The sequence below is a fragment of the Tolypothrix campylonemoides VB511288_2 genome (assembly GCF_045999855.1).
GTDB classification, from domain to species: domain Bacteria; phylum Cyanobacteriota; class Cyanobacteriia; order Cyanobacteriales; family Nostocaceae; genus Scytonema; species Scytonema bouteillei_A.
Map to the genome: position 1 here is coordinate 205,286 of NZ_JBFPMW010000004.1, position 25,277 is coordinate 230,562.

The 25,277-nt window shown below is 39.5% G+C and carries 16 protein-coding genes and 1 pseudogene; 10 read left to right on the top strand and 7 right to left on the bottom strand.

Translation table 11 applies throughout. The features are described from left to right. Positions 1-44 precede the first annotated feature (44 nt). Together AB0756_RS13685 and AB0756_RS13690 are read left to right on the top strand one after the other, a co-directional pair. Positions 45-203 (top strand): hypothetical protein, encoded by a 159-nt coding sequence (locus tag AB0756_RS13685; protein WP_153021513.1) that lies wholly within the window; start codon positions 45-47, stop codon positions 201-203. Between the two features lie 198 nt (positions 204-401). Then, positions 402-821, top strand: a pseudogene (locus AB0756_RS13690) (DUF4351 domain-containing protein); the annotation flags it as partial. Between the two features lie 151 nt (positions 822-972). Here the strand turns inward: AB0756_RS13690 and AB0756_RS13695 are convergent. Together AB0756_RS13695 and AB0756_RS13700 are read right to left on the bottom strand one after the other, a co-directional pair. Then, a complete protein-coding gene (locus tag AB0756_RS13695) occupies positions 973-2,160 on the bottom strand; it encodes a HEAT repeat domain-containing protein (protein ID WP_050046241.1) in 1,188 nt (395 codons plus the stop codon). 207 nt (positions 2,161-2,367) lie between these two features. After that, entirely contained in the window at positions 2,368-3,864 is a 1,497-nt protein-coding gene (locus AB0756_RS13700; protein ID WP_038084227.1) for a site-2 protease family protein, read from the bottom strand. Between the two features lie 119 nt (positions 3,865-3,983). On the opposite strand from AB0756_RS13700, the gene AB0756_RS13705 reads away from it, so the two are divergent. Further along, on the top strand, positions 3,984-4,721 hold the full coding sequence (locus tag AB0756_RS13705; RefSeq protein ID WP_038084229.1) for an MBL fold metallo-hydrolase: 738 nt from the start codon (positions 3,984-3,986) through the stop codon (positions 4,719-4,721). A 78-nt stretch (positions 4,722-4,799) separates the two neighbouring features. Here the strand turns inward: AB0756_RS13705 and ctpA are convergent, their stop codons facing one another. Beyond that, positions 4,800-6,041: a carboxyl-terminal processing protease CtpA gene (ctpA, locus tag AB0756_RS13710; RefSeq protein ID WP_038084231.1), complete on the bottom strand. Its 1,242-nt coding sequence runs from the start codon at positions 6,039-6,041 to the stop codon at positions 4,800-4,802. A gap of 425 nt (positions 6,042-6,466) precedes the next feature. Here ctpA and petB point away from each other — a divergent pair, with 425 nt between their 5' ends. From petB to AB0756_RS13735, 5 genes are all read left to right on the top strand, one after another. After that, the gene (gene petB, locus AB0756_RS13715) at positions 6,467-7,114 is read left to right on the top strand and encodes a cytochrome b6 (protein WP_038084233.1); all 648 of its coding nucleotides are present in this window, start codon (positions 6,467-6,469) and stop codon (positions 7,112-7,114) included. A gap of 260 nt (positions 7,115-7,374) precedes the next feature. After that, entirely contained in the window at positions 7,375-7,857 is a 483-nt protein-coding gene (gene petD, locus AB0756_RS13720; RefSeq protein ID WP_038081961.1) for a cytochrome b6-f complex subunit IV, read from the top strand. Between the two features lie 220 nt (positions 7,858-8,077). Further along, entirely contained in the window at positions 8,078-8,521 is a 444-nt protein-coding gene (locus AB0756_RS13725; protein ID WP_038081964.1) for an ATP-binding protein, read from the top strand. 164 nt (positions 8,522-8,685) lie between these two features. Beyond that, positions 8,686-9,819 (top strand): glycosyltransferase family 4 protein, encoded by a 1,134-nt coding sequence (locus tag AB0756_RS13730; protein ID WP_050046240.1) that lies wholly within the window; start codon positions 8,686-8,688, stop codon positions 9,817-9,819. A gap of 89 nt (positions 9,820-9,908) precedes the next feature. After that, positions 9,909-10,286, top strand: a complete 378-nt coding sequence (locus tag AB0756_RS13735) for a hypothetical protein (protein ID WP_038081966.1) — start codon at positions 9,909-9,911, stop codon at positions 10,284-10,286. Between the two features lie 169 nt (positions 10,287-10,455). Here the strand turns inward: AB0756_RS13735 and AB0756_RS13740 are convergent, their stop codons facing one another. After that, positions 10,456-10,848 carry a hypothetical protein gene (locus AB0756_RS13740; protein WP_137986449.1) on the bottom strand — a complete coding sequence of 131 codons (393 nt, stop codon included), beginning with the start codon at positions 10,846-10,848 and terminating at the stop codon, positions 10,456-10,458. A gap of 56 nt (positions 10,849-10,904) precedes the next feature. On the opposite strand from AB0756_RS13740, the gene AB0756_RS13745 reads away from it, so the two are divergent. Both AB0756_RS13745 and AB0756_RS13750 read left to right on the top strand, forming a co-directional pair. Then, positions 10,905-16,307, top strand: a complete 5,403-nt coding sequence (locus AB0756_RS13745; RefSeq protein WP_038081970.1) for a trifunctional serine/threonine-protein kinase/ATP-binding protein/sensor histidine kinase — start codon at positions 10,905-10,907, stop codon at positions 16,305-16,307. An 85-nt stretch (positions 16,308-16,392) separates the two neighbouring features. Continuing rightward, positions 16,393-16,839: a hypothetical protein gene (locus AB0756_RS13750; RefSeq protein ID WP_038081974.1), complete on the top strand. Its 447-nt coding sequence runs from the start codon at positions 16,393-16,395 to the stop codon at positions 16,837-16,839. A gap of 494 nt (positions 16,840-17,333) precedes the next feature. On the opposite strand, the gene AB0756_RS13755 is transcribed toward AB0756_RS13750, so the two are convergent. The 3 genes from AB0756_RS13755 to AB0756_RS13765 form a co-directional block, all read right to left on the bottom strand. Next, positions 17,334-18,545 (bottom strand): RNA-guided endonuclease InsQ/TnpB family protein, encoded by a 1,212-nt coding sequence (locus tag AB0756_RS13755; RefSeq protein WP_167844644.1) that lies wholly within the window; start codon positions 18,543-18,545, stop codon positions 17,334-17,336. Positions 18,546-18,685: 140 nt separating this feature from the next. After that, positions 18,686-22,411: a hybrid sensor histidine kinase/response regulator gene (locus AB0756_RS13760; protein WP_038076569.1), complete on the bottom strand. Its 3,726-nt coding sequence runs from the start codon at positions 22,409-22,411 to the stop codon at positions 18,686-18,688. 108 nt (positions 22,412-22,519) lie between these two features. Next, positions 22,520-25,246, bottom strand: a complete 2,727-nt coding sequence (locus AB0756_RS13765; RefSeq protein WP_038076572.1) for a GAF domain-containing protein — start codon at positions 25,244-25,246, stop codon at positions 22,520-22,522. Positions 25,247-25,277: the final 31 nt, after the last annotated feature.

Here is a 25,277-nt window from a genome sequence, read left to right on the forward strand (position 1 = left end):
AAATTTTCAGTCAATTTGAGCCAGTGGAATGGAAAAGATAAATTATGGCTAGCTCCCCACAAGCAGCCCACGATCTTATTGCGCGATCGCATTACCTCGATACGCCATCATATATTTTAGAAAGGCTCTCTCAATTTGGTGCTGCCAGATATCTGGCTGGTCATACAAAGACACCAAGTCATGTATTAGCGAAAATAGAATAATTTGGTAAACAGTGCCCGCTCTACTGGTAGTTTATCAAAATCCTTCTTACATGCAAGAGGCGATGATTTTTCTCTGCAAAAAGTAACCAAAAAGGAAAATTGCATATCTTGTTAAAGAAATAAATAGCGGGGGATGTAAGATGAAATCTATTGCCAATTTTCTGCATTCAATTAAGTAGAATAAGTAGAATAATTCATGTAGCACTGATGGTACTCACGACTGTCAGCGAAGAACAAGCACCAGAAGAAGCAAGGTATTTATTAACCAGAACTCGTCAAGAAATTTCTCCACCATTGAGTCAGGTGATAATAGATATAGTGACGACAATAATGGTTTATAAATTTGAACAGTTAAGCCGAGTGGAGGTAGAGTCAATGTTAGGGATTACACTACAGCAGACGCGAGTGTACATGGAAATTAAGGAAGAAGGACGTGTTGAAGAAGCAGCTAACCTCATTATTCGACTCCTAACTAAACGCATTGGGCAAAAACCTTCTGAGGAAATAGCTTTGCAAATTTCCGGTTTGCCATTACCTGCTTTAGAAGATTTGAGCGAAGCACTGTTAGATTTTACCAGTTTGGCTGATTTGCAGGTTTGGTTAGGCAATGTTTCATAAGTAAGAAAGCCCGGTTAACCTAATCCTGTTGTTAGAAAACTGCCAAAAACTAACTATCTTATTGGGTGGGGTCAATATCCTACCCATCTTTCATTACCGTCACTGAAGAACAAGCCCCAGAAAAAGCAAAGTATTTATTAACTAGAACTCGTCAAGATGTCTCCTCATCTGGAGGTAAAATGATATCCGATAAAGTCATTCCGTATAGAGCTGCCGCTGCGTCTAGGTTTGCTATTGCTGGATTGGTATAAATAGGATTAGTTACAGATTGTGGATTAGTTATCTTGGATAGTGCTTCAGAAGCTGCTTGCCGAACCATTTCTTGGCTATCCTGCAAAATTTCAATTAAAGGGATTACTGCTCTAGAATCTTTAAGCGTACCTAGTGTTATTGCTACCCAGTACCGGGTTAACCAATATTCATCTAATAAAGCATCAATCAGTGGTTCTACTGCATCAGTGCCGCCGAACCAGCCTAAGTATAATGATGACATTTGGCGAAAATAATCTAAATTTTTATCTAATTGTGTATTAGTTGGTGGTCTTCTTAAAACTCGAATTAAAGGTTCTATTAACCTTCTATCTTGAGAAAATTTTAAAATATCTGCGACTTCTTTCAGTAACTCATGCCCCCTCTCAAGTTGTGGAAATGTTGGTTCTAACTGCTCTATTTTATTCAGTACTCCTTCAACTAATTGGTTAGAATTATATTTTTGCCAAATCTCTAAAACTTTATTTGTATCTTTTTTTAAATAGCCATCTTCTCCTATATAGTAAGCTGTTTCATAACTCTCAGCTAAAGTCACCATCATATCCGTGAGGCTGGCGTAAAGTCTCAGAACTGTATCACTTCCTCCCTTATAATCTCTAAAGACTACCGGAAAAGATTTATAAGTTTCATCTTGATACACGTAACCAGTTAAACATCCGTCTGACATACAGCAAAATATTTCCAAAGCTGTGGGACTCTGAAAATCTGAAATCCAAGAAAATGTTTCTGGCTCCATATGTGCATAGTATTGGCTTTTTTTCATGTAGACGTTAACTAAGCCTTGAAAAGGAATAAAACCCCAAGGTCCAAAGCCATGAAAATCATGATAAATGTCAAACAATCCTATACAGTCCCATTCATCTATTAAGTCCCCATTTCTCCACTGATAAAGTTCATAAATTTCTTCTGGTAATTCAAGATTTGAATTTCTACTTAAAGAATCAATTGCAGCACGAGATAATCCAGGTTTGAGTAAAGAAGCTGAGTTTTGAGTCTCCTTAAAGCGAATCCACTGGTTTTGCTGCAACCAGTTTAAAATTCTATTTAAAGCTTCTGTTAAATTTGACATTTAATGACTATCTACAAAGAATCGGAGGTATGAAACTTAGATTACAGGGGACGTTTGTAGCAGAATTTTTTAGTTACAAACTTTACCTCAAACCTTGTTGTTTCAGTAAGTCATTTGCCCACTTAGCATTAGCTTCAGATAAAGGTGGTGCTGGTTCATTAGTATCTGTTAAGGGTGCCAAAGTTTCAGACTTTAGATAACATCAAATTAAATTTGTAATAACCGAGCAAGGGACTGTGGTAATGGAAGGACGATCGCAATTAATAAAACCATTGCAATGAGTCCTCCTATATCGCGTTTGTTATCCAAATCGCTAACATCATTGAGAGCAGGTTCATCAATCAGAGGTAAGAACAACAAAATAACTGCCCACAAGAAAAACTCTTGTTGAACTAAAGAAAGTAGCAGCAGTAACAAGCGAGCAATTTGACCGATGACAACTGCTGTTCTTTGCCCAAATATGGCGTGAACAATGTGACCCCCATCAAGTTGTCCCACTGGCATTAAATTCAATGCCGTGACTATCAATCCCAAAAACCCTGCAACGGCAACTGGATGCAAATCTATCGCTGATTTTGCTGTTAACTGGCTCCCTAAGGCTAATTTTGAAATTACCGCTAGTAGTATGGAGTAATTGGGATTTAGTGCATCTGGGTTCATAATCCCGGTTTTTTCTGACATCGGTACAACTTGAGAATTTGCCAAACCCCAATACAGTAAAGGTAAGGTTGCTAAAAAACCTGCTATGGGTCCTGCGATACTTACATCAAATAAAGCTTTACGATTGGGAATTGGACTCCGCATTTGAATAAATGCTCCAAAGGTTCCCAGAAAAAAAGGCATGGGGATAAAGTAAGGGAGAGTAGCACGAATTTTGTAATACCGTGCTGTGAGATAGTGACCCAATTCGTGGATACCTAGAATAGTTATCAGCGCCACTGCATAGGGTAAACCTTTTAATAACTCAGCAGGGTTAGCTTGCCATGTTGTAGTATCGACACCAGCTATTGTGGTTCCTACTAAAGTTGTAGATAGCAACGTGACAGCTAACAGCATGGAGGCTAACACGGGTCGTGTCAGTTTTTCACTACCTGTATTGGATGTGCTTTTAGCAGATTGGGTATTGGGAACAAGAACAAAGAAAGGTTTGCCATTGAGACCTTCTTGAAAAACGATTAAGAAGCGATCGCCAAATTGTGCTTCAATATTTGCCTTAATTCTTTGATAGGCGTTAGTTGGTGCGGTTCTTAACTGACCGCGACAAACAACAGCCTGGGGTCGATACTCAATGTTTTGAATGTAGTATACAGACCAAGGAAAACAATTTCGCAGTTGGGTTTCTTCCGATGGTTCAATGGGACGCACTGGCACTGGTTCTGCGATAGGATCTACATTCAATTGTAGCTCTCGGGGCTCTGAAGTTTTTTGGGTTTCTGCTTCAACCTGTGTTTCTTTCAGTGAACGACGCCCCCACTGAAATAAAATCCAGTATAATATCGGACATACAATGAGCGGCCACACCATCAGCGCTCTTGGAGGTGGTTGCTGTCCTCCATATATTGCAGTCCAAGCAGTCCACAGGAAAGCTGGTGTCATTAAAACCAACCATAACAACCAGACAGGTGTCCTGGTAATTTTAGACACACTACGTTGAACCATTAAGTATGTAATGAGTCCCAGTAGAAGAAGAAACCAAAAAGTCATGTTATCTTCGGTTGTTTTAATAAAATTAAGTTAATTCTTGCTCGCGGTCAGAAAAATGACCAGTGGCGTATACTGTAAGTGCAATTTTTTACAACTCCTCCACAATAACAGTTTTCCTCATGTGTCCCTTGCCTCAAGAGTCAAGCATTACAGCCAAATCACCACGAGCAATTTTCTCCAATGAAATTCCAGACCCAGGAAGTCTCGGTTCAGACCTCTCGCCAGGTACAAAAATTTTTGCATTTCCACCAAATAGAGACACATTGGGGGGGACTGCTTATTTTATTGTAAGAAACGAAGGCAATATCCTGATCGATTGTCCGGCAGTTGATACAATAAATCAGGATTTTTTACATTCCTATGGGGGTGTCAGTTATTTCTTTCTCACCCATCGAGGGGCAATTGGTAAGACAGAAGAAATTCAGCAAATTTTTAACTGTAAGATCTTGATTCAAGAGCAAGAAGCTTATTTGTTACCAAGTTTAACAGTGACTGCTTTTGGTCGGGAATTGACCTTAGATTCAACAGTAAAGATGATTTGGACACCCGGTCACTCTCCCGGTTCCTCCTGTCTTTACTATGGAAGCTCTAAAGGTGTGTTGTTTTCCGGTCGTCATCTTCTGCCTAACTTACAGGGCAATCCAATGCCATTACAGACTGCTAAAACCTTTCACTGGTGGCGACAAATTGAGAGTACCAAATTGCTGCTAAAAAACTTTACAAGAGAAACACTCCACTACATTTGCCCTGGTGCCAATACTGGCTTTCTTCGGGGACAGCGCTTTATCGACAATGCCTATGAACGCCTTGCTTCTTGGGATGGATTGGGGATTGGGGAGGTAGGAGCTAGGGGATAGGGGTTAGGGTGTAGAGATTGGAGCCTAGCGATCGATACTTCTCCCGTGTCCCCCTTGTCCCCCTTGTCCTCCTTGTCCCTAACCCCTAGCCACTACCGCATTTTTTTTCAACAGTTGTACGGCTGCTTGATACTGAGTATCTGCTTCTGTACCAACTTGTTCGCGAGTGATGGATTCTGTAGGAATTTGCATATCGGGCTTAATTCCCAGTTTGTTGATGTCGTGATGATTGGGAGTTTCATATTTAGCGATGGTTACAGCTAAGCCAGCACCATTTGATAGCTCAAATAAGGACTGGATTAAACCTTTTCCGAAGGTAGTTTCTCCCACTAGCAGGGCGCGTTTGTTATCTTGTAATGCTCCTGCTAGAATTTCACTGGCACTCGCGGTTCCTTGATTCACTAAAACCACTAGGGGGTCATCGGTTAAAGCCGGACCAAAGGCGTCAAAACTACCCTGCACCCCTTGGCGATTTACCGTGTAGACAACGGTCCCGGAGTTCAACCACAAACGGGCTATCTCAATTCCTGCTTGTAAGAGTCCACCAGGATTATTTCTCAAATCCAAAATGTAGGCATTAGCGCCTTTTTTTTCTAGACTAGAAATAGCGTGTGCCAACTCCATTGGAGCATTGGCATTAAACTGTGTGAGGCGAATGTAACCGATAGACGTTCCTTGGGGAGAAGTGCGTAATTCCGCAATCACAGGGTTGAGCGAAATGCGATCGCGCACTAGCTGAACTTCTAACTCTTTCCCCGCATCTCGTTCTATCAGCAGTGTAACGGCACTTCCAATTGGTCCCCGCATTCTGGTTGCTGCTTCGTCAAGGGTTAAATTCTCTGTGGAAAACCCTTCGATTTTTAGAATGCGATCGCGCGGTCTAATCCCAGCTTTTTCTGCAGGGGAACCGGATATGGGAGCGACCACTTCCAACTTACCTGTTTCGGGATTGAGAGCAATTTGCAATCCCACTCCCGTCAGTTCCCCAGAAGTATTTACCTGCAAACTGCGGTACTGTTCCGGGTTAAGAAACCGGGTAAAAGGGTCATCAAGGCTCTTAAGCATTTTCTGAATGACCGTGTAAGCCGTTTGGTCGTCTTTTATTGGCTTTTCCAAAGCCTTCTGCCGTACCACTGCCCAGTTCTGATGATTAAACGTCTCATCCAAGTATGTACGATTAACAATTCGCCACGCTTCTGATATCAACTTTTGTTGTTCTGTCAAAGCTGTCGCAGGTTGACAAAAGCTGCAAAAGCCCAACCAAAAAGCGACGAGGAATGACAATCCTACTCGAAAAACTTGTTTGTGCATGAACCCCATATTCACTATCACTTCAACCCAAATTGCCAGAGTTAGCTCAGCTAGTTTGCATTTGTGAAATCTATCTCTCGACTATGTTACTTTTTTTATAGAAGTGATGCATCGCTGTCATCAACCTTTCTAACCGTTAGATTCAGCACGCAGTCACTATCGCCAACCCCCAACTCTGATTTGCGTCCATCACCTGATGGTGCTTGGCAGCAGACAGAACGCAATACATTCCCTCTAGTCAGAGTGTAAAGTTTTTTTTAAACTATTAACACTATGACAATTGAAAAAGCAAACGAGGATAAATACTCGTTGCTCAAATCCCAAAGTCGGAACTAGGGGAAAAGTCTGAGCCAAGCATAGCTTATAAGCAATGTCAAGTTCAGAACTTTAATAGATTTATCAACCGCGAGTCAATTTTAGGAATTTGAGATTGTATGGCCAACGTTTACGACTGGTTTGAGGAGCGTCTGGAAATTCAGGCGCTGGCTGACGACGTAACCAGCAAGTACGTCCCTCCCCACGTCAACATCTTCTACTGCTTGGGTGGAATCACATTGACGTGCTTTCTCATCCAGTTTGCCACTGGATTTGCCATGACATTCTACTATAAGCCAACTGTTGCGGAAGCTTATTCTTCCGTACAGTACATCATGAATGGTGTAAACTTCGGCTGGCTGATTCGCTCCGTCCATCGCTGGTCTGCCAGCATGATGGTGCTGATGATGATTTTGCACGTCTTCCGAGTTTACCTAACTGGAGGCTTCAAAAAGCCCCGCGAGCTGACTTGGGTTAGTGGTGTCATCCTCGCAGTGATTACCGTTTCCTTTGGTGTGACTGGTTACTCTCTACCTTGGGACCAAGTTGGTTACTGGGCTGTGAAAATCGTTAGTGGTGTACCAGAAGCAATTCCTGTAGTTGGTACCCTCATAGCTGACCTCCTGCGTGGTGGTTCTAGCGTTGGTCAGGCTACATTGACCCGTTATTACAGCGCACACACTTTTGTGTTGCCCTGGTTGATTGCAGTCTTCATGCTGTTGCACTTCTTGATGATTCGCAAGCAAGGTATTTCGGGTCCGTTGTAATTTAGCTAATGGCTAATGGCTAATAGCTAATGGCTAATGGCTAATGGCTAATGGTGAGACCAGTCCTGCAGGCGGGTTTCCCGCCCTAGGCGACTGGTGAGACCAGCCCTGCAGGCGGGTTTCCCGCCGTAGGGGACTGGCGAACCCGAAGGGCAAACCCGAAGGGCTAATGGCTAATGGTCGATCGCACTTCTTACAATTAGCAATTAGCTATTAGCTATTAGCAATTCACAATTTAAGTTAGGAGAGCACATTAAAAAATGGCTACAGTCAAAAAACCAGATCTCAGCGATCCAAAGTTAAGAGCCAAACTAGCACTGGGCATGGGTCACAATTACTACGGCGAACCCGCTTGGCCTAATGACTTACTTTACGTGTTCCCAGTTGTTATTATGGGATCGTTTGCTGCTATAGTGGCTTTGTCTGTACTTGACCCGGCAATGGTTGGAGAACCAGCCAATCCCTTCGCTACACCACTGGAAATTTTGCCAGAGTGGTACTTGTATCCTGTGTTCCAGATTCTCCGTTCAGTTCCTAACAAACTTTTAGGGGTGTTGTTGATGGCTTCCGTACCCCTGGGGCTAATTCTCGTTCCTTTTATTGAGAATGTGAATAAGTTCCAAAATCCCTTCCGCCGCCCAGTAGCAACAACAGTGTTCTTAGTTGGCACTTTGGTGACTCTGTGGTTGGGAATTGGCGCGACTTTCCCAATTGATAAGTCCTTCACTTTTGGACTATTCTAAATTAGTCGCCACATAGCACATCGATACAGACGCCTGTGAATTTTTCAATAAGTGCAAAATATGTACTTTTGAGAAAAAGTAGCAGGCGTCCATTGTAATAAATTAGGGTGTATCATAGGATTTTTATTTTTTGGTTGCAGCATGTAATTACAAAATCACAAATCTGGGATATACAAGAGGTACACACATTTTTAACTCATTTACGTTTAAGTCAAGGTCAATGCTTAGCATAGTGCAGCAAGACCATCTGACGGTGAAGAGCGAACTCAAGCTTCTTAACCAAGTGCAGCAGTGGTTTGAGCAATTTTGTTTGCAAAACTTGCCACCGCTTGGTTGGTCAGAAAGCCAACTGTATCGCCTAAACCTGGCATTAGCAGAAGGCTTTACCAATGCCGTTCGTCACGCTCATCATTCCTTACCGCCGGAAACAACTATAGAGATTGATGTTTCTCTATGGATGGATCGCTTGGAAATAAGAATTTGGGACCAGGGGAATCCTTTTAATCCAGATGCGATCGCAGAACCAGAACCAGGAACTCTTCAAGTAGGGGGATATGGATGGTTTCTTCTGAGGCGCTTGGCAGATAAAGTGATCTACGAACGGGGTACAGACGGAAGAAACTGCTTGCTCATCGTCAAGTACGGTCTACAGGGGCAACAATAAGGACAAGAAAAATCTGATGAGTAGAAAATACCTCAAAGATTTTCACGCATTGGGGGAGTGGTCTGTTGGAAGGCTTCCCTCTCTTTGCACGAATCGAGGATATAGTGGCAAGGGGGATAAGGGGGACAAGGGGAAATGAAGCAATAATAATTGATACTTGACAAATGCCAAAAAACAATCATGTGTTCGTCTTTATAGAAATTTTTGAACGAGAAGGTGGCATTCAATCTTATGTAAAAGATATTTTTAGAGCGTATCAGGCGTTTAACGAACCTTATTATGCAGAAGTTTTCTTGCTGAGAGATCGTCCTAGCGACTCAAATCCCTTTGAATCGGAACGGTTAAAATTTCACTACTTTAAATCTCAATCGCCACAACTCGAACGCCTGAAAATTTCGATAGCGTTACTCTTTTGTCTGCTAAAGTCCCGTCCCCAACATGTTTTTTGCGGTCATATTAACCTTGCTCCTCTAGTGGGTATGTTGTGCAATCCCCTGGGAATTCCCTATACGGTGATGACCCATGGCAAAGAGGTTTGGCAACCGTTACCGCCTGCAATGAAATCTAGCCTGCAAAAAGCAGCTTGGATTTGGACAGTTAGCAATTATACACGTAAAGTGGCTTGTGCAGTCAATGATTTAGACCCCAGTAAAACGATCGTTATGCCTTGTGCGGTGAACGGGAATCGCTTTACTCCAGGAACAAAATCCCCTGCACTGATCGAACGCTATAGTTTGACAGGAGCTAAAGTACTTATGACTGTCGCTAGGCTGTGGTCGGGGGATATATATAAAGGTGTAGATATTACTATTCAAGCATTGCCGCAGATAGCGCGTGTTTTCCCAGAAGTTAAGTATTTAGCAATCGGTCGCGGCGATGACCAGCCAAGATTAGCACAATTAGCTCAAGATGTGGGTGTTAGCGATCGCGTTATCTTTGCTGGATTTGTGCCTACAGAAGAATTGATAGAACACTATCGCCTCGCTGATGCCTACGTGATGCCTTCTCAAGAGGGTTTTGGCATTGTCTATTTAGAAGCCATGGCTTGTGGCGTACCCGTGCTATCGGGTGATGATGATGGGTCTGCTGACCCATTACAAGATGGTAAACTCGGATGGCGAGTACCGCACCGCGATCCAAATGCGGTAGCGGCAGCGTGTATAGAAATACTGAAAGGAGAAGACCAGCGTTGTAACGGGCAATGGCTGCGACAGCAAGTACTTGCTCTATTTGATTTCAACGCTTTTCAAAGACGGTTGAAAGAGCAGTTAAAGTCATCAGTAACCAGTCACCGGTGACAAGTAAGTAGCGGGCTTTAATTGTGCTGACTTACTTAACTAACGGAGAAACTCGCTATTCTAGAGGAAGAGCAAGACGTTTTTTTAAAATGAGCCTTAAAACTTTTCAGGTCAATCTGTCTAATCTTCGCCCTTGGCTAACTTTCCTAGTCTTTATGTGGTTGCTTGCCTCGTTAGGCTTGGGCTGGTTAGTAAATTCCTTACTCATTATTGTTGGGCTACTATTGCTGGTGCCCATTCTTGCATTTTTGGGATTTCGCTTTTGGTTGCAACGTAACTTGGTAAGCGATCGCTGTCCTGTTTGTCAATATGAATTTACAGGTTTAAATAAAACTCAGTTACAGTGTCCCAACTGTGGGGAACAGTTATTGGTTCAAAACAGCCATTTTCGACGTTTTACACCAGATGGCACAATAGACGTTACAGCGACAGCAGTTGAAGTCCAAAGCCAAGTGCTCGAAGAGTAATCATTTTACACAGAATAGATGAGCCAATATACAGCACCAACTTCAAAAACCAGGTTTTCTTGCAAATCAAGCAACTTGTAATTGCTTGAGTTTTGTTGGGAAACTGGTTTTTATCTTGAAGTAAATACAAAACCTTGGTGTTTTTACTTAGTTATATTTTTACCCAATCTTAGGTTCGATTGGGTTTGATGAACGGATAACCTCTTGTAGCCATTCTCTGACGAAATTGTCTGGGCCAAAGTTGTTTTGCTACATCATTTGGCTCCCAATGAGCGATCGCAGTAAAAATTTTACCATTTTCGTTAAAGACAAACTCTTCAATACCTTGAAAGGTAACTTTAATACCATTATAAGAAACTGTATCAAACTGCCAGTCTATTTGTGCTTTGTTCTGATGGATGCGCGGATTCCAAAAGCGAGTGTTAATAGATGCAAATGTATCGAACATAGCGTTGATAAAAATTCGTAGCTTTGCCTGTCCGAAATATGGCTTGCTACCCAAACAGTCAGCTATATAAGTACAGATAGGAATTAGCATTAACAAAAGTGTAAGAGCGAGCAAATTTTGGGAATCCTAAATTTAGGCAATACTTTGAAGTCTATCGAGAAGGTTACAAAATGCTCGCGTCCCCATTTATTCCAGGTTATGATTTAACCGAAATTATTCACGAGGGAATCCATACTGTTATTTATCGGGGTCTATCTTTACATAACCAGCAGCGAGTTATTCTCAAAATTCTCAAAGCCGGCGATCCTTCTGTAGAGGAAATCGCCCGTCTCTTGCACGAATACAAAACTATTGCTCATTTAGATTTACCTGGAGTTGTCAAAGTTTTAAAAAAAGAAACTTATAAAAATCGTTTGGCAATTGTATTTGAAGATTTTGGCGGACAATCACTCAAGCAACTGTTAAATACAACAAAATTAGATTTAGTTACATCTCTAAATATTGCGGTAAAACTAGCACAAACGCTAGCGGACTTGCATTCACATCATATTATCCATAAAGATGTGAAACCTGGAAATATTATCATCAACCCTACGACTGGAATTGTCAAGCTGACTGATTTTAGTATTGCCAGTCAATTGGATAGTGAAATACCCCGAGCGATGAATACCAACCAACTGGAAGGTACTTTAGCATATATGTCTCCAGAACAAACTGGGAGAATGAATCGCGCCATAGACTATCGCACTGATTTTTATTCTTTAGGTGTAACCTTATATGAAATGATTGTGGGTGAATTGCCTTTTAAAAGTAACGATCCCTTGGAGTTAGTATACTGCCATATTGCAAAACTTCCTCCTGCTATCGAACAACTCAACCCACAGATACCATCAGCCATCGCTGCGATCGTGATGAAACTGATGGCAAAAAATGCTGAAGACAGATATCAAAGTGCTTTGGGACTTAAAGCTGATTTGGAATTTACCGCCGCACATCTTTATAGGATTGAAGTCATTCCCAACTTTATACCGGGCGAATGCGATCGCGCTCCCAATCTTCTCATTCCTCAAAAACTTTACGGACGGGAAGAGGAAGTTTTAAAGATATTAGCAGCATTCAATCATATAACAGGGGAAGCCAAAGAAGATGAAGACCAACTCAAAATCCAGAATTCCAAATTTACAGTTGCAATGATGCTAGTATCTGGTTACTCTGGTATTGGCAAATCATCTCTTGTCAATGAAGTACAAAAACCAATAGTCCGGCAAAGAGGGTATTTTATATCAGGAAAATTTGACCAATTTAAGCGCAATATTCCTTATGATGCTATTATACAAGCCTTCAAATCTTTAATAAAATTTTTATTAGCAGAAGATACTGTATCATTACAAAGCTGGCGAGAAAAACTGCAATCGGCTTTAGGTGATAACGGACAGGTTATTGCCGATCTCATTCCAGAAGTAGAGTTAATTATTGGAAAACAACTACCAGTACAACAGCTAGGACTCACTGAAGCGCAAAATCGCTTTCATCTCGTTTTTCAAAAATTTATTCATGTCTTTACTCAGAAAGAACATCCATTAGTTATCTTTCTAGATGATTTGCAATGGGCAGATATTGCTTCACTGAAATTGATACAGTTTTTGATAACCGATCCAGCAAGCCAATATTTACTGTTAATTGGTGCCTATCGAGATAACGAGGTTAACCCCTACCATCCTTTAATGCAAACAGTTGACGAAATACAGAAGACAGGGGTGAGAATTTCTCAAATAGCTGTGAAGCCTTTAAGCCTAGCTTGTGTCAATCAACTGCTATGCGATACTTTCACTTGCAAAGAAACATCTCAAATACAAGAACTCGCTTCTTTACTATTTAACAAAACTGCTGGTAATCCTTTTTTTCTAACTCAAATCTTGAAGACATTAGAACAAGAAAGATTACTGGTATTTCATCTATCTCAAAAGCAATGGCAGTGGAGTATTGAACGGATTCAAACAGTGGGAATTACTGACTTAGGTGTTGTAGAACTTATAGCACGCAACGTGAGTCAGTTACCTCAAGTAACACAAGATATGTTAACTTATGCTGCTTGTATCGGCACTCGTTTTAAACTAGATGTACTGGCGATCGTCACTCAAAAATCTATTAATGAAGTAGCCGAAAATTTGTGGATAGCACTCCAGCAAGGCTTTATATTACCATTAAATAAAGATTATAAAGTGGCTTTACTTTTTGAAGACAATGATCTTCAACAATTTGGCTGTGATGAGTCGCGGTTAGAGTATTGTTTCCTACATGACCGAGTACAACAAGCAGCTTATTCCTTGATTCCCGATCGCCAAAAGCAAATCACTCATCGCAAAATCGGTCAATTGCTGCTGTCTAAAATCCCAAAAGAACAATTACAAGAAAATATTTTTGATATTGTTAACCAACTGAATGTTGGAATAACTACTTTTAGCGATGAAGTCGAACAATATGAATTAGCGCAATTGAACTTAATAGCTGGACGGAAAGCAAAAACTTCTGCTGCTTATGAACCTGCACTTAAATACTTACGAACAGCTATGGAATTATTGACAGTAGATAGTTGGCAAATCCACCCTGATTTAACCTTAGATTTATATAAAGAACGATCTGAAGTTGAATTTATTGTTGGTGATTTTGAAAAAGCACAAAGTCTAATCTATAAAGCTCTTGAGCAAACAGAAGCCAGCATTCCTAAATCAGATTTATATAATATTTTGGTTTTCCAATATACTTTACAATCAAAATATGATGCAGCCTTGGAAGCAGCAAAAGAAGGGCTTGATTTACTAGGCGTGATTTTGCCTGAAGATAATTTAGCAGCAGTTGTTAGCGATGAAATGGCAGAAGTTAAAAAAAATTTAGACAATCAAGAAATTGCATCAATAATTAACAAACCATGCATATTATTAGAAGAAAAAAAAGTAGCCATAAAACTGCTTATGGCGGTGGAAGCAGCTACTATTATCAAATCCAATATTGATTTGTTTGTCATTATCTGTTTAAAATCAGTCAATCTTTCTTTAAGATACGGTAATATTCCTGAATCTGTAAAAGCTTACTCTACTTATGGCATGATTCTTGGAAGTTTCTTTAAAGATTATAGCTTGGGTTATGAATTTGGTATACACGCATTAGAACTAGCAGCAAAATTTAATGATAGATCTCAGATTTGTAAAGCAAGTTTTACGCTAGGAAGTTTTATACACTGTTGGTCAAGACATATTAAAGGAGCATCCAATATTAATCAGAAAGGTTATGAAGCAGGTTTAGAATCGGGAGAGCTTTTATTTGGAGGATATAATCTTTTTAGTAAAGTTTGTAATTTATTTTTTCAGGGTTTAGACCTCAAGTCGCTGCTTGAGGAAATATCAATCTGTTTGCATCTCACAAAACAAATAAAAAATACTTTTGCTACTGAGGTAGTACTAGCTATTAAATTAGCAATACTTGATTTATTTAATGATGAATTAGAACAAAAATATATTCTGATTTCAGACAATGAATTCTTGGAACAATGCGAACAAAATCAAAATTTATTTGCTATTGGTGTTTATTCTATTTGCCAAGCTCAAACTTGTTATTTAACAAATAGCTTTGAAGATGCTCTCAATTATGTGAACCTATCTAAAAAATCGCTTCTATCAATGACAGGCTTCACAATATATTCTGAATATTATTTTTATTTCTCTCTCATTTTAGCTAGTTTCTTCTCTACAGTCGAGAATGGGGAAAAAATCCAATTTTTGGAGCAATTACAAAAAAATCAGCAGCAAATGAAAATTTGGGCGGATAACTGTCCGGAGAACTTCCTACACAAGTATCTTTTGGTAGAAGCAGAAATAGCTCGCATGACTGGAAAAGATTTAGAAGCAATGGATTTATACGATCGCGCTATTGAATCAGCTAGAGAGCAAGATTTTATCCAGAATGAAGCTTTGGCTCTAGAACTGACGGCAAAGTTTTGGTTAATTAGAGGTAAACAAGAGATTGGTAAACTCTATATGACTAAAGCTTACCAGGCTTACATAAAATGGGGAGCTACAGCTAAAGTTAAACAATTAGAAGCCCAATATTCTTATCTAAGTATTAAAACTCCAAAGATAATTTCTAAAGAGAATACGATTACCACGACTTCTAGTAAGATTAACGCTTCTTTAACTTTTGATATTTTAACAGTAGTTAAAGCTTCCCAGGCGTTATCTGGAGAAATTGTTCTAGAGCGGTTGCTAAAAAAACTTATGCATTTAGTGAGGGAAAATGCAGGCGCTCAAAAAGTCGTGTTTGCGATCGAGAAGGATAATAAATTGCTTGTAGAGGGTTATTTAAGCGAAGACGGTGAGGCGATGGTTTGCCAATCACAAAGCATAAATTCTCTTACACTTTTACCAAAGACCCTAATTACCTACGTTCAACGTACCCATGAACCCCTGGTTTTAGATAATGCCAGTCACAATCAACAATTTAATTCCGATCCATATATAATCACACATCAACCAAAATCTATTCTTGTTTTACCAATTTTCTATCAAAGTAATATTGTAGGGATTTTATACTTAGAAAATAATCTTACCAAAGGTGCTTTTACGCATGATAGAGTAGAAGTTTTACAGATCCTAGCAGCACAAGCTGCCATTTCTCTAGAAAATGCAAATTTTTATAACACATTGGAAACAAGAGTCGCTCAAAGAACTCAGGAGTTGCAGAACACATTAGAAGAACTGCAGCGGACGCAACTACAGATGATCCAAAATGAAAAGATGTCTAGTTTAGGACAATTAGTTGCTGGAATTGCTCATGAAATTAACAATCCTATTAACTTTATTTATGGAAATTTAACTCATATCTCAAACTATACTCAATCTTTACTGACACTAGTAGATATTTATCTAGAAAATCCTTCCATATCTTTATCAGCAATTCTTGAGAAAGCAGAGGAGATAGATTTAGAATATATTCGAGCCGATCTACCTAAACTGTTAAATTCATTACAAACAGGTGCTTCTCGTATTAGAGATATTGTCCAATCATTGCGAAATTTCTCTCGTTTGGATGAAGCAGCTATTAAAGCTGTTGATGTTCATCAAGGAATTGACAATACCTTAATGATTCTTAGTTCAAAACTTGAAGGCATTAAAGTGATTAAGGAGTATGCTAATTTACCCCTTGTAAATTGCTATGCTGCGGAACTTAATCAAGTTTTTATGCATTTACTGACTAATGCAGTGGATGCTATTGAAGAGTCCTCTGTTCTCGATCGTAACTTATTAAGAAATGAGAAAGGAGAGATTAGGATTCGCACAGAGTTGAGACAGCACAATCAAGTTGCTATTTCTATAAAAGATAATGGTATAGGTATGACAGCACAGGTGCAAAATAAAATGTGTGACCCATTTTTTACAACAAAACCAGTTGGGAAGGGAAATGGCTTGGGTTTGTCTATCAGTTATCAAATTGTTGTCGAAAAGCATGGAGGTCGTTTGATTTGTCATTCTGTACCAGGAGAAAGTACAGAATTTACGCTCTTACTACCTTGCAGGTAAAGTTACGTAATATTACCTATTTACATAAGTTTACATTTCTATAAATATAGAGAAAAACTAAGTTACGGGTGTTTGAAAAGTATTTATGTTTGATATATACAATAGTTCAGCTAATTTTTCTGATGATTGTATGATTTCTTTAGCTCCAGTTGATTCTTTTGTGGAGTATGCAAATTATTATTTATCAAGAAGTAAAAATGAGTTATATTGCGCTTTAGGAAACTCTTTGCTATCTAACTTATCTTCAGTTCAAAGATCGGATAAGATAAGTGTAAATCCTTTTGATACCAGTAATCTTATTAGTTATAAGAAAGGAAAAACATACTTAAAAAGTATTCAAAGTAAAATCAGCTATTTTGTTTGTAAAGAGTGGAAATTTTGTGAAAAGATAAAATTGTACAAAAGTGAGATAGATTTTGTAGTAGATCTCAGCTATGTTCTGGCTTCTAAAATTTCTGGAGTTCCAACCTTCGCAGTTTCAGTACTTTTAGTTAAACAAGGTGCCACAGAATTCTGTAACTGTCAGGAATAAATTCGCAGTCCACCATATTAATTTTAAGGGCTGTAGAGACTTGCTATCATCTCTTTCCGGTGGCTCTTTCTGCTTGCGAATGGGGAGCATCCCAATTTAGCGCGTTACTCTCAGAATAAAATTCTGGGGCTACACAAACGAAGTCCGCCCAAGCGCAAAGCGCACGCTACGCGAACGCGGACTTGATAGAAAGTCCACGTAGGTGGTGAGTCGAGCGCTGCAGGCGGTGAGACCAGTGCTGAAGGCGGGTTTCCCACGCCCTGGCAACTGGCGAACAAGGGAGGGGTTTCCCACGCCCTGGCGACTGGCGAACAAGGGAGGGCGAACCCGAAGGGACGAGCATTTGTACAGACGCGATTTTAATCGCCCGGTGTTTTTTCCAAATTGGGATGCCCCCTGGGAATGCCCGAGCGGGAGGCGGAGTCACCGGGATGAGGTGCTAGGTGAATTAGAGCGTACTGCTTACCAATGTTGCATTCTTGACACTCTCCGCCCTATAAGGGCGAAGATTCTTCAATCACAGACCCAACTTGCTGATACAGGATTTCTCCAGTATGAGTAGAGGTCGAATCTCCTGAAGCGTTCGGATAGTAGATCCAAGTTCCCGTATGCCCTACGGTACTCAAGGCTAATTTCAGAATATTGATAGCGGCATTCCAGTCTCTATCTATTACAAAGCCGCATTCGCAAACATGGGTTCTTGTAGATAGAGATTTTTTGACTATTGCGCCACAACTGAAGCATTCTTGAGAAGTGTAGGCGGGGTTAACCGCAACAGTTATCCTGCCAAACTTCACCCCAAAATACTCCAACCATTTTCTGAATTTATACCAACCAGCATCATTAATAGATTTAGCGAGACAGTGATTTTTCACTAAATTTTTAATCCTCAAATCTTCATAGGATACCAAATCGTGAGATTGGATTACGCAACGCGCCAGTCTCTTGGCGTGTTCTTCACGTTGCCTACTTATTTTGAGGTGTACTCGCCCTAATTTATTAATAGCTTTCTTACGGTTGGCAGAGCCTTTCTTTTTACGAGAAACGCGCTTTTGTCTAAATTTTAGACGTTTCTCTCCTGTGCGATAAAACCTTGGGTTAGGTTCACTATGTCCATTGCTGTCGGTATAGAATTCTTTAAGTCCTACATCCAAACCAATGGTTTTCCCTGTGGGTTGTGTTTCTAATTTGTTGTCTACACTAATCAGAAATTGAACATAATACCCATCAGCACGACGAACTAATCTAACTCGTTTTACCTGTTCTAATTGGTAGAAGTTTAAATCCCATGTTCCTTTCAGCTTGAGCGTACCAATACCTTTTTTGTCGGTGAAGGTTATTTGTTTCCTAGTCTCGGAAAGTGACCACCCAGAGGTTTTATACTCCACTGAGCGAGAATTTTTCTTGAACTTTGGATATCCCTTTTTACCCGGAACAGACTTTTTGCAGTTGTCGTAAAAACGAGCAATAGAACTATAAGCCCGTTCAATAGAAGCTTGGCAAGCACTAGAATTCAAAGCTTTTACAAACGGGAATTCGCTTCTCAATGACTTACTAAGGCGATACATTTGTTTTTGTCCCACGCCTCGATTATCCATCCAAAAACGGATACTCTTATTGCGAACAAATTGAGCCGTCCTAATCGCCTCATCAATGGCAGTATATTGAGTCGTTTTCCCTTTGGCTTTGAATTCTAAAACAATCATTTTCCGTGGAAAACTTCTGCGCAAAATATTATAACACATATAAAGTCGCCCTAGAAGGGCGAGGCTTTAGACCCATTCTCTTGGTAAATCGTACTTTCTCCCTTGTTTTACCGACCTCACAACACTTTGATATCAGTTGGTCACTCGCGAGTCATGGTTAACACAGTCTCAATTGTTGAAATAAATTCATGCTCCAAGTAAGGTTTAGTTATATATGCTTTTGCTCCTAGTTCTTGAGCAAGTCGCCGATGCTTTTCCGCACTGCGGGATGTTAAAACGACTACAGGTATAGTTGCTAACTTTGAGTTCTGCTGAAGATGGGATAAAAGCTCAAAACCATTCATGCGAGGCATCTCTAAATCAGATATCAAAATTTGAATTTCAGGATGGGCTTGTAGCTGTTCTAAAGCTTCTACACCATTTTGGGCTTGCAATACTTGATAGCCAAACTTTTGTAAAGTTAGAGAAAGGGTTTGACGTAAACTAAGAGCATCATCGATCACCAAAACCACTTTTGATGTTTTATGAGTTTGTTCTTGATAAGGGCTCAATTCTAATTTGGTCGTTGATGAAGCTAGTAGGGGTATGGATTGTGTTACTGAAGCTGAAATGGGTAAAGCCCTCATTTGAGCCGTGGCTGGTGGTAATGCCATGACATCTAGTTCTGCTTGCATTGCGTTGAGTGGTTCTAATAGCAGTGCTGCATCAATAACCAAAATCATATTTCCATTTGCGAGACTACTACACCCATAAATATATTTTGGTGGAGATATAGTTTGACTTAAAGGTCTAATAACGAGTTCCTGTTCCCCAATGATTTGATCCACTTCTAAACCAAAAAGTTCTTGATTGCGTTTCAGTAATAGTACAGGGTTTTTCATAGTTTCTGTACCATCATTTATTTGTTTATTTTGTAAATGTCTGTGACAGATATAATGACTGTTATAATTAATTAACTCTGAAAGATGACATATGCTAATCATGCGTTCATCTTTGTCTTTATTCCAGTGCAAGATTTTTTTGCCTTCAAATTCCTTAATTGTATGAGTAGAAGAGAGAAGGATTTTTTCAATACTGTTCAATAGTAAGGCATAAACAATGCCTCCAGCTTGCACTAGCATCAATTTATCGGTAGTCATAGAAAAGGGAATTTTAAGTATAAATTTTGTTCCTTGCTTCGGTAAGGATTGAACTGCTATAGAGCCATTGAGAGAATGCAATTGAGAACGCACAATATCTAAACCCATACCGCGTCCTGAAATTTCACTCACTTTAGCAGCTGTAGAAAATCTAGGTAAAAATATGAGATCTAAAAGTTTGTCTTCAGTTGCTTTAGAAATCAATCCTCTGGTTTCTTCTGCTGATAACAAATCAAGTTCAACAGCTTTCTCACAAATTTTCTCTACGTGCAATCCTTGTCCGTCATCGTGAATTTCAATAATAGTTTGACTACCTTGGTGATAGGCAATAATTTCAATTAAACCTCGTTCTGATTTTCCAAACTCTCGACGAATTTCAGGTGATTCAATACCGTGATCGAAAGCATTACGAACTAATTGCAACAAAGGATCGTATAACTTTTCTGCTATTGATTTCTCTATCAGTACCTGCGTACCTGTTAGTTTCATCTCTACCATTTTGCCATATACGTTCCCTAAGTTTTGTACCATTTGGGGAAAACGATTGAGAATATCTCCCACAGGAACCATTCGTGTTTCTACTAAGTTGTCAATGATATTAAGTGTTAATCGCTGTGTTTTTTCTTGAATCTGTGTGGATTGTTCGATCAGTAAATCGAGGGATTCTGTTGTTTCTTGTAGCTGTAACGTCTCTTCTAGCGCTGAGTATAAGGCTACATTAAATTCTGTATACTCATCCATTTCCAAAGTATCAAAGTCCACAGTAGCAAAGTTTTGCTTGTACTTTGACGTAAAATTCTGTACTTGAAGTGGTAATTCACGAAGTTGATTTAAAGTTTTTTGATGTCTTTGGAGTTGAAAAAAGAGTTGCTCAATAATTTCTTTAAATTGTTCATCATAAAGATTCCGGCGTTTTTGATAAATCAGTAATTCCCCGGCTTGATAATTTAACGTATTCAGACTCTCTACATCGACTCTAATAAATGAATTTTGTCGTGTCTTTTTTTCTTCAACTTCTCGGTCGATTGTTGCATTGGAGTCAGGAGAAATGACTTCATTGGTTGTGAGAACTGTATCCAACGTTGCTGCTTCTCTAATCGCTAACGGTTGGGAAATTGTTGCTGAATTATTGTGAGTGATTTCTGGCTCTGGAGTTAAGTTCCAATAGGGCTCTGTTAAAGTTTGTTCGCGCTGCAAAACATCTGGTGTCTGTTCCGTTGTATCGGAGTTATCTTGAGTGGTGGGTAACTCATAACTAGCAGTCGTTATAACTTCTTGTCCCCAAATTGTATCTACTAAAGAATCACTTTGTTGATATGGTTCAGGGTGTATCTTTCTGATTTCTAAAAGATTTTGTAATTTTGGTTTAGCCAGCCAATTTTTTTCTTGTTCTGTAACAGACGGGTAGTTTTTATATTCTTTGGCAGTCTGAATAATTTTGTTTTTTATTGTTTTTAAAATTGGGGTATCGCTATTAAATGTTCTATATTTAAACTGAGCAAGAGCAAATAAAATTTTTAAGATAATACCTTGACGATACAGACAAAGGCTATCACTGTCCTCTTTATCACTTAGGAATTGCAAGCACTGAGATAGCCAATTTTCTATTTTTTCAATAGGATTTTCTGCTTGCAAATAGGGAACAAGTAGATCTAGGCTCAGTTCTTGATAAGGGACTTCTAAATGATGATTAAACCAACCTAATATATAACGAACTACTTTTAAATAAAATTTAGCTTCTACAGGCTTTAATTTTTTTCTATTGAAGCCACTATTGTTGATTAAAAAATTATAAAAATCAACTATTTCACTTCTTAAGTTTATCGCATTAGGAGGTGTATCGGTAGAATAGTCGGTGAAATAAACAGTTAAACTATTTTCTACATTTGTCTTTATCTCTTGTTCTTCCTGTAACAAGAGAGAACCAAAATTCTTCACTCTTGGTTGAGAGAGTTCTTGGAAAGCTTCTGAAGGTTGATAGCTACTCGTGCGATCGCCCGCCAATATAGCATGTTGTCCTTTTTGAAAATCTGCCAAAGCCAGTTCTGCAATTTCAACTGTACGAGTTGGATTTGCTTCTAGCGCAGCTAGAGTGATTTTAGCGATTTCTCCAAATCCTGGTAAGTTTAAAGATTCTGCTAAACCAAGAAATACCTCAGCTTGAGAGCGTAAAAATTGATTGAGTTCATCTGTATCCTGTAAATCTTGAATAGCTTTCGCAATACTTTCCAGACGTTGCGTCACTCCAGTTTCAAATATAGACTGTACAATATCAAACCCCAGTTCTACCGAAGTGGGAATATGAGTGTCAGCGTCTAGAGCATCGCCTAATTTTTCATGTAACTGTGCAAAGACTGAAGTGGCTCGTTGCAGAATTTCCTCATCGTTAATACTGCTACCTGTTATTTCTGCAGTTATGGGAAGACGAAGACACTCGTAAGCTTGTAGCAAAAGTGTTTGCAATTCAGTATCTATGACTACATCGGGATTGTAGAGAGCCCTAATAACATCTTCTAAAGAATGGGCAATTTTGTTAACGGTTTTTAAGTCAACAATAGCAGATCCCCCTTTAATCGTATGAGCAGAGCGCATTAAGTTATGGACTTTAGCGATACTGTAATTGTGTGGTAAGCTGAAAAGCTCTTGCTCGATAGTGTGTAATAATTCTGGAGCTTCACTGAGAAAGTAGGTATGACTTTGTTCGCGAATGAATGAATCGGTAATCATCGTTTTGATTTTTGATTTTGAAACGCTGAATGACGCAGAGATACGCAGATTGATGATAAAAAATTTATCCGCGTTTATCTGCGTTCTTCTGCGGTTACAATGTTAAATTTAATTGACTTTGAATTTACTTGCAGTCGTTAATAACTCTTGCGCCATCTGTGATAGCTGTTGGAAAACTGCAGCTATTTCATTAGATTCAGCAAAAGTTCTGTGAGAAATGTCAGCAACATCTTTTATGGATGTTGTAACGGAGACAGATTGGGTTATTTGTGTTTGTGTTGCTTCTGTAATTTGTTTTAGAAGTAGGCTAATTTCTGTAGTAGCAGCAACAATAGCATTGAGATTTTGTCTGGTTTCATTGACCAAACCTGTACCTTCTAAAACTTGTTGAATACCTGTTTCCATTGCAACTGCAACTTCACCCGTTTCTTGTTGAATTTCTTGGACTAATTTCTCAATTTCTATAGTGGCTGCTGCAGACTGGCGTGATAGCGAACGGACTTCATCTGCTACGACTGCAAAACCTTTCCCGTATTCACCCGCACGAGTTGCTTCTATAGCAGCATTTAATGCTAGGACGTTCGTTTGAGTCGCAAAATTACTAATCAAATTTACGACTTTGGAGATTTTTTGTGAGGATTCACTTAAACGTTTAATCTTTTTACTGGTTTGAGCAACAGTTTCTCGAATGGCTTGAATAGCCTCTACAGTCAAGTTCATTGCGCGATCGCCTGACTCTACTGTCTGATTTGCTCTTTGTACTGCAACATTCACCAATTCAGCACTTCCTGCAACTGCTTGAGTAGAGTTCAACATCTGTTGTAACTCGTTTAAAGCGACTGTAATTTCTTCTGATTGTCTCTGTGCCAAATTTGTTAATCCTCCGAGTGCAAGATTGCTACTACTGGAAGTTTGTACTACTTGTTGAGCAGCATTTTGCAAATGAATGACAATCTGTCTGAGGGCTTGCAGTGTACCATTGTAAGCATCGGCTATTGTACCGAGGATATCTTCTGTAATAGGTGCGCGTACTGTTAAGTCACCATTCAGAGCGGGTCTAACTGCTGTAAGAAGTTGGATAGCTCCTTGTTGTATGGATTCTTTAGCTGCTTTTTCTCGTTCTGCGGCTTCTGCTAGTTGTATTGACTGCGTTTGCAATTGTTGCAGATATTCTGCTTGTTGAAGAGCCAAACCTAATTGGTCACCAATACGGGCTAACAAACTGACTTCTGATTCTTCCCAATTACGAGTCTCTGAATTTTGGTAAGCTCCTAGTAAACCCCACAATTTAGAACCAAAAAAGACAGGGACAATCACATAAGCTTTGACTTCAAACTGTTCTAGAACTTCAATATGGCAGGGAGCATGACCTGCTTTGTAAATATCATTAACAGCAAAGCTTTCTCCTCTAGCATATCGACCCCCTTTTGTATCTTGTATGTGAGTATCTTCCCAGACAGTTTTAATATCCGGTCCTACGAGTCTTACCCAACCACTCGCTACAGACTCTGTAATGAACTCGCCACTCCAATCAGGGTTAAAACGATAAATTCCTACGCGATCGCATCGCAGCAATTGCCGCACTTCTTGAGTTGCTGTCTTAAAAATCACATCTACGTTTGAAGATTGTCGGATGCGGTTGACGACTTTAGTTAAAGCTTTTTCTTGTTCAGCTATCTGAGAAAGCTTTTCTGATTTCACCCGCACTTGTTCGAGATACTCTGCTTGTGCGACCGCTACACCAAACTGCATCCCTATCTGAGTTAAAAAACTCGCTTCCCAAGCTTCCCATTCACGAGTGGCAGAATTTTGATAAGCACCTAGCAATCCCCACAATTTTGCTCCAGAGAACACAGGAACAATAATATAAGCTTTGACTTCAAATTGTTCTAAAATCTCAACATGGCAGGGAAAATGCCCTGCTTTATATATGTCATTCACGACGAAGCTTTCGCCTTTAGCATAGCGACCGCCCTGTGTCTCTTGCAGGTGGGTATCTTCCCACACTGTTTTGATATCCGGTCCTACAAGTTTTACCCAACCACTTCCCACTGACTCTGCTACAAATTCACCACTCCAGTCAGGATTGAACCGATAAACTCCAACGCGATCGCATCGCAATAAATGACGCACTTCTTGAGTTGTCGCTTGGAAAACTTTATCAATATCTGATATCCGTAAAACTTTGTCGATAACTTTGGCAACAGATTTTCTAGCTTGTGTTTGTTCTTGTTGTTGTTTTTGAGCTTGAATCTGCTGTAATCTATAAGTAAATTCTGTGGCAATTTGAACTAATAGACCAATTTCTACCTCTTGCCATTCATGAGGTGTTGCACAAAAGTTAGCTACTAGCAAACCCCAAGTTTTCTCTTCTACGATAATAGGTACGCTTAAACTGGATTTTATTTGGAATTTCTCAAGTAATTGTTTTTGATAAGGGGTGAGATCGACCTGGTTAATATCATCTATAGTAACAGGTTCCCCAGAATCTTCACTTCGATTTACGCCAAAAACGATAGGTGGGAGATTCTCTGCTAAAGTTGGTGTCCAACTAGTAACTCTTGTTTCTTCTATGACAACACCAGACTCGGGAGAATGAAAGCGATAAATTAAAACGCGATCGCTAGATGTTTTCTCCCTTATTTCTTTCACCATGACTTTCACTAAGGCATCAAAATCTGATGCTTGGCGCATTTTCAGTATGATGTCTTGTACTTGTCTTCGCCAAATTTTTAAGTTTTCAGAAACTGCATTTAAAATTAATATTTCGCCAGACGAACTATTTGCATATTCTAAGTGTTCCGAACCCTGATTGACTTGATATACAGCTGTCATAATTTAAACCTCAAATTTCATGTCTCGATCG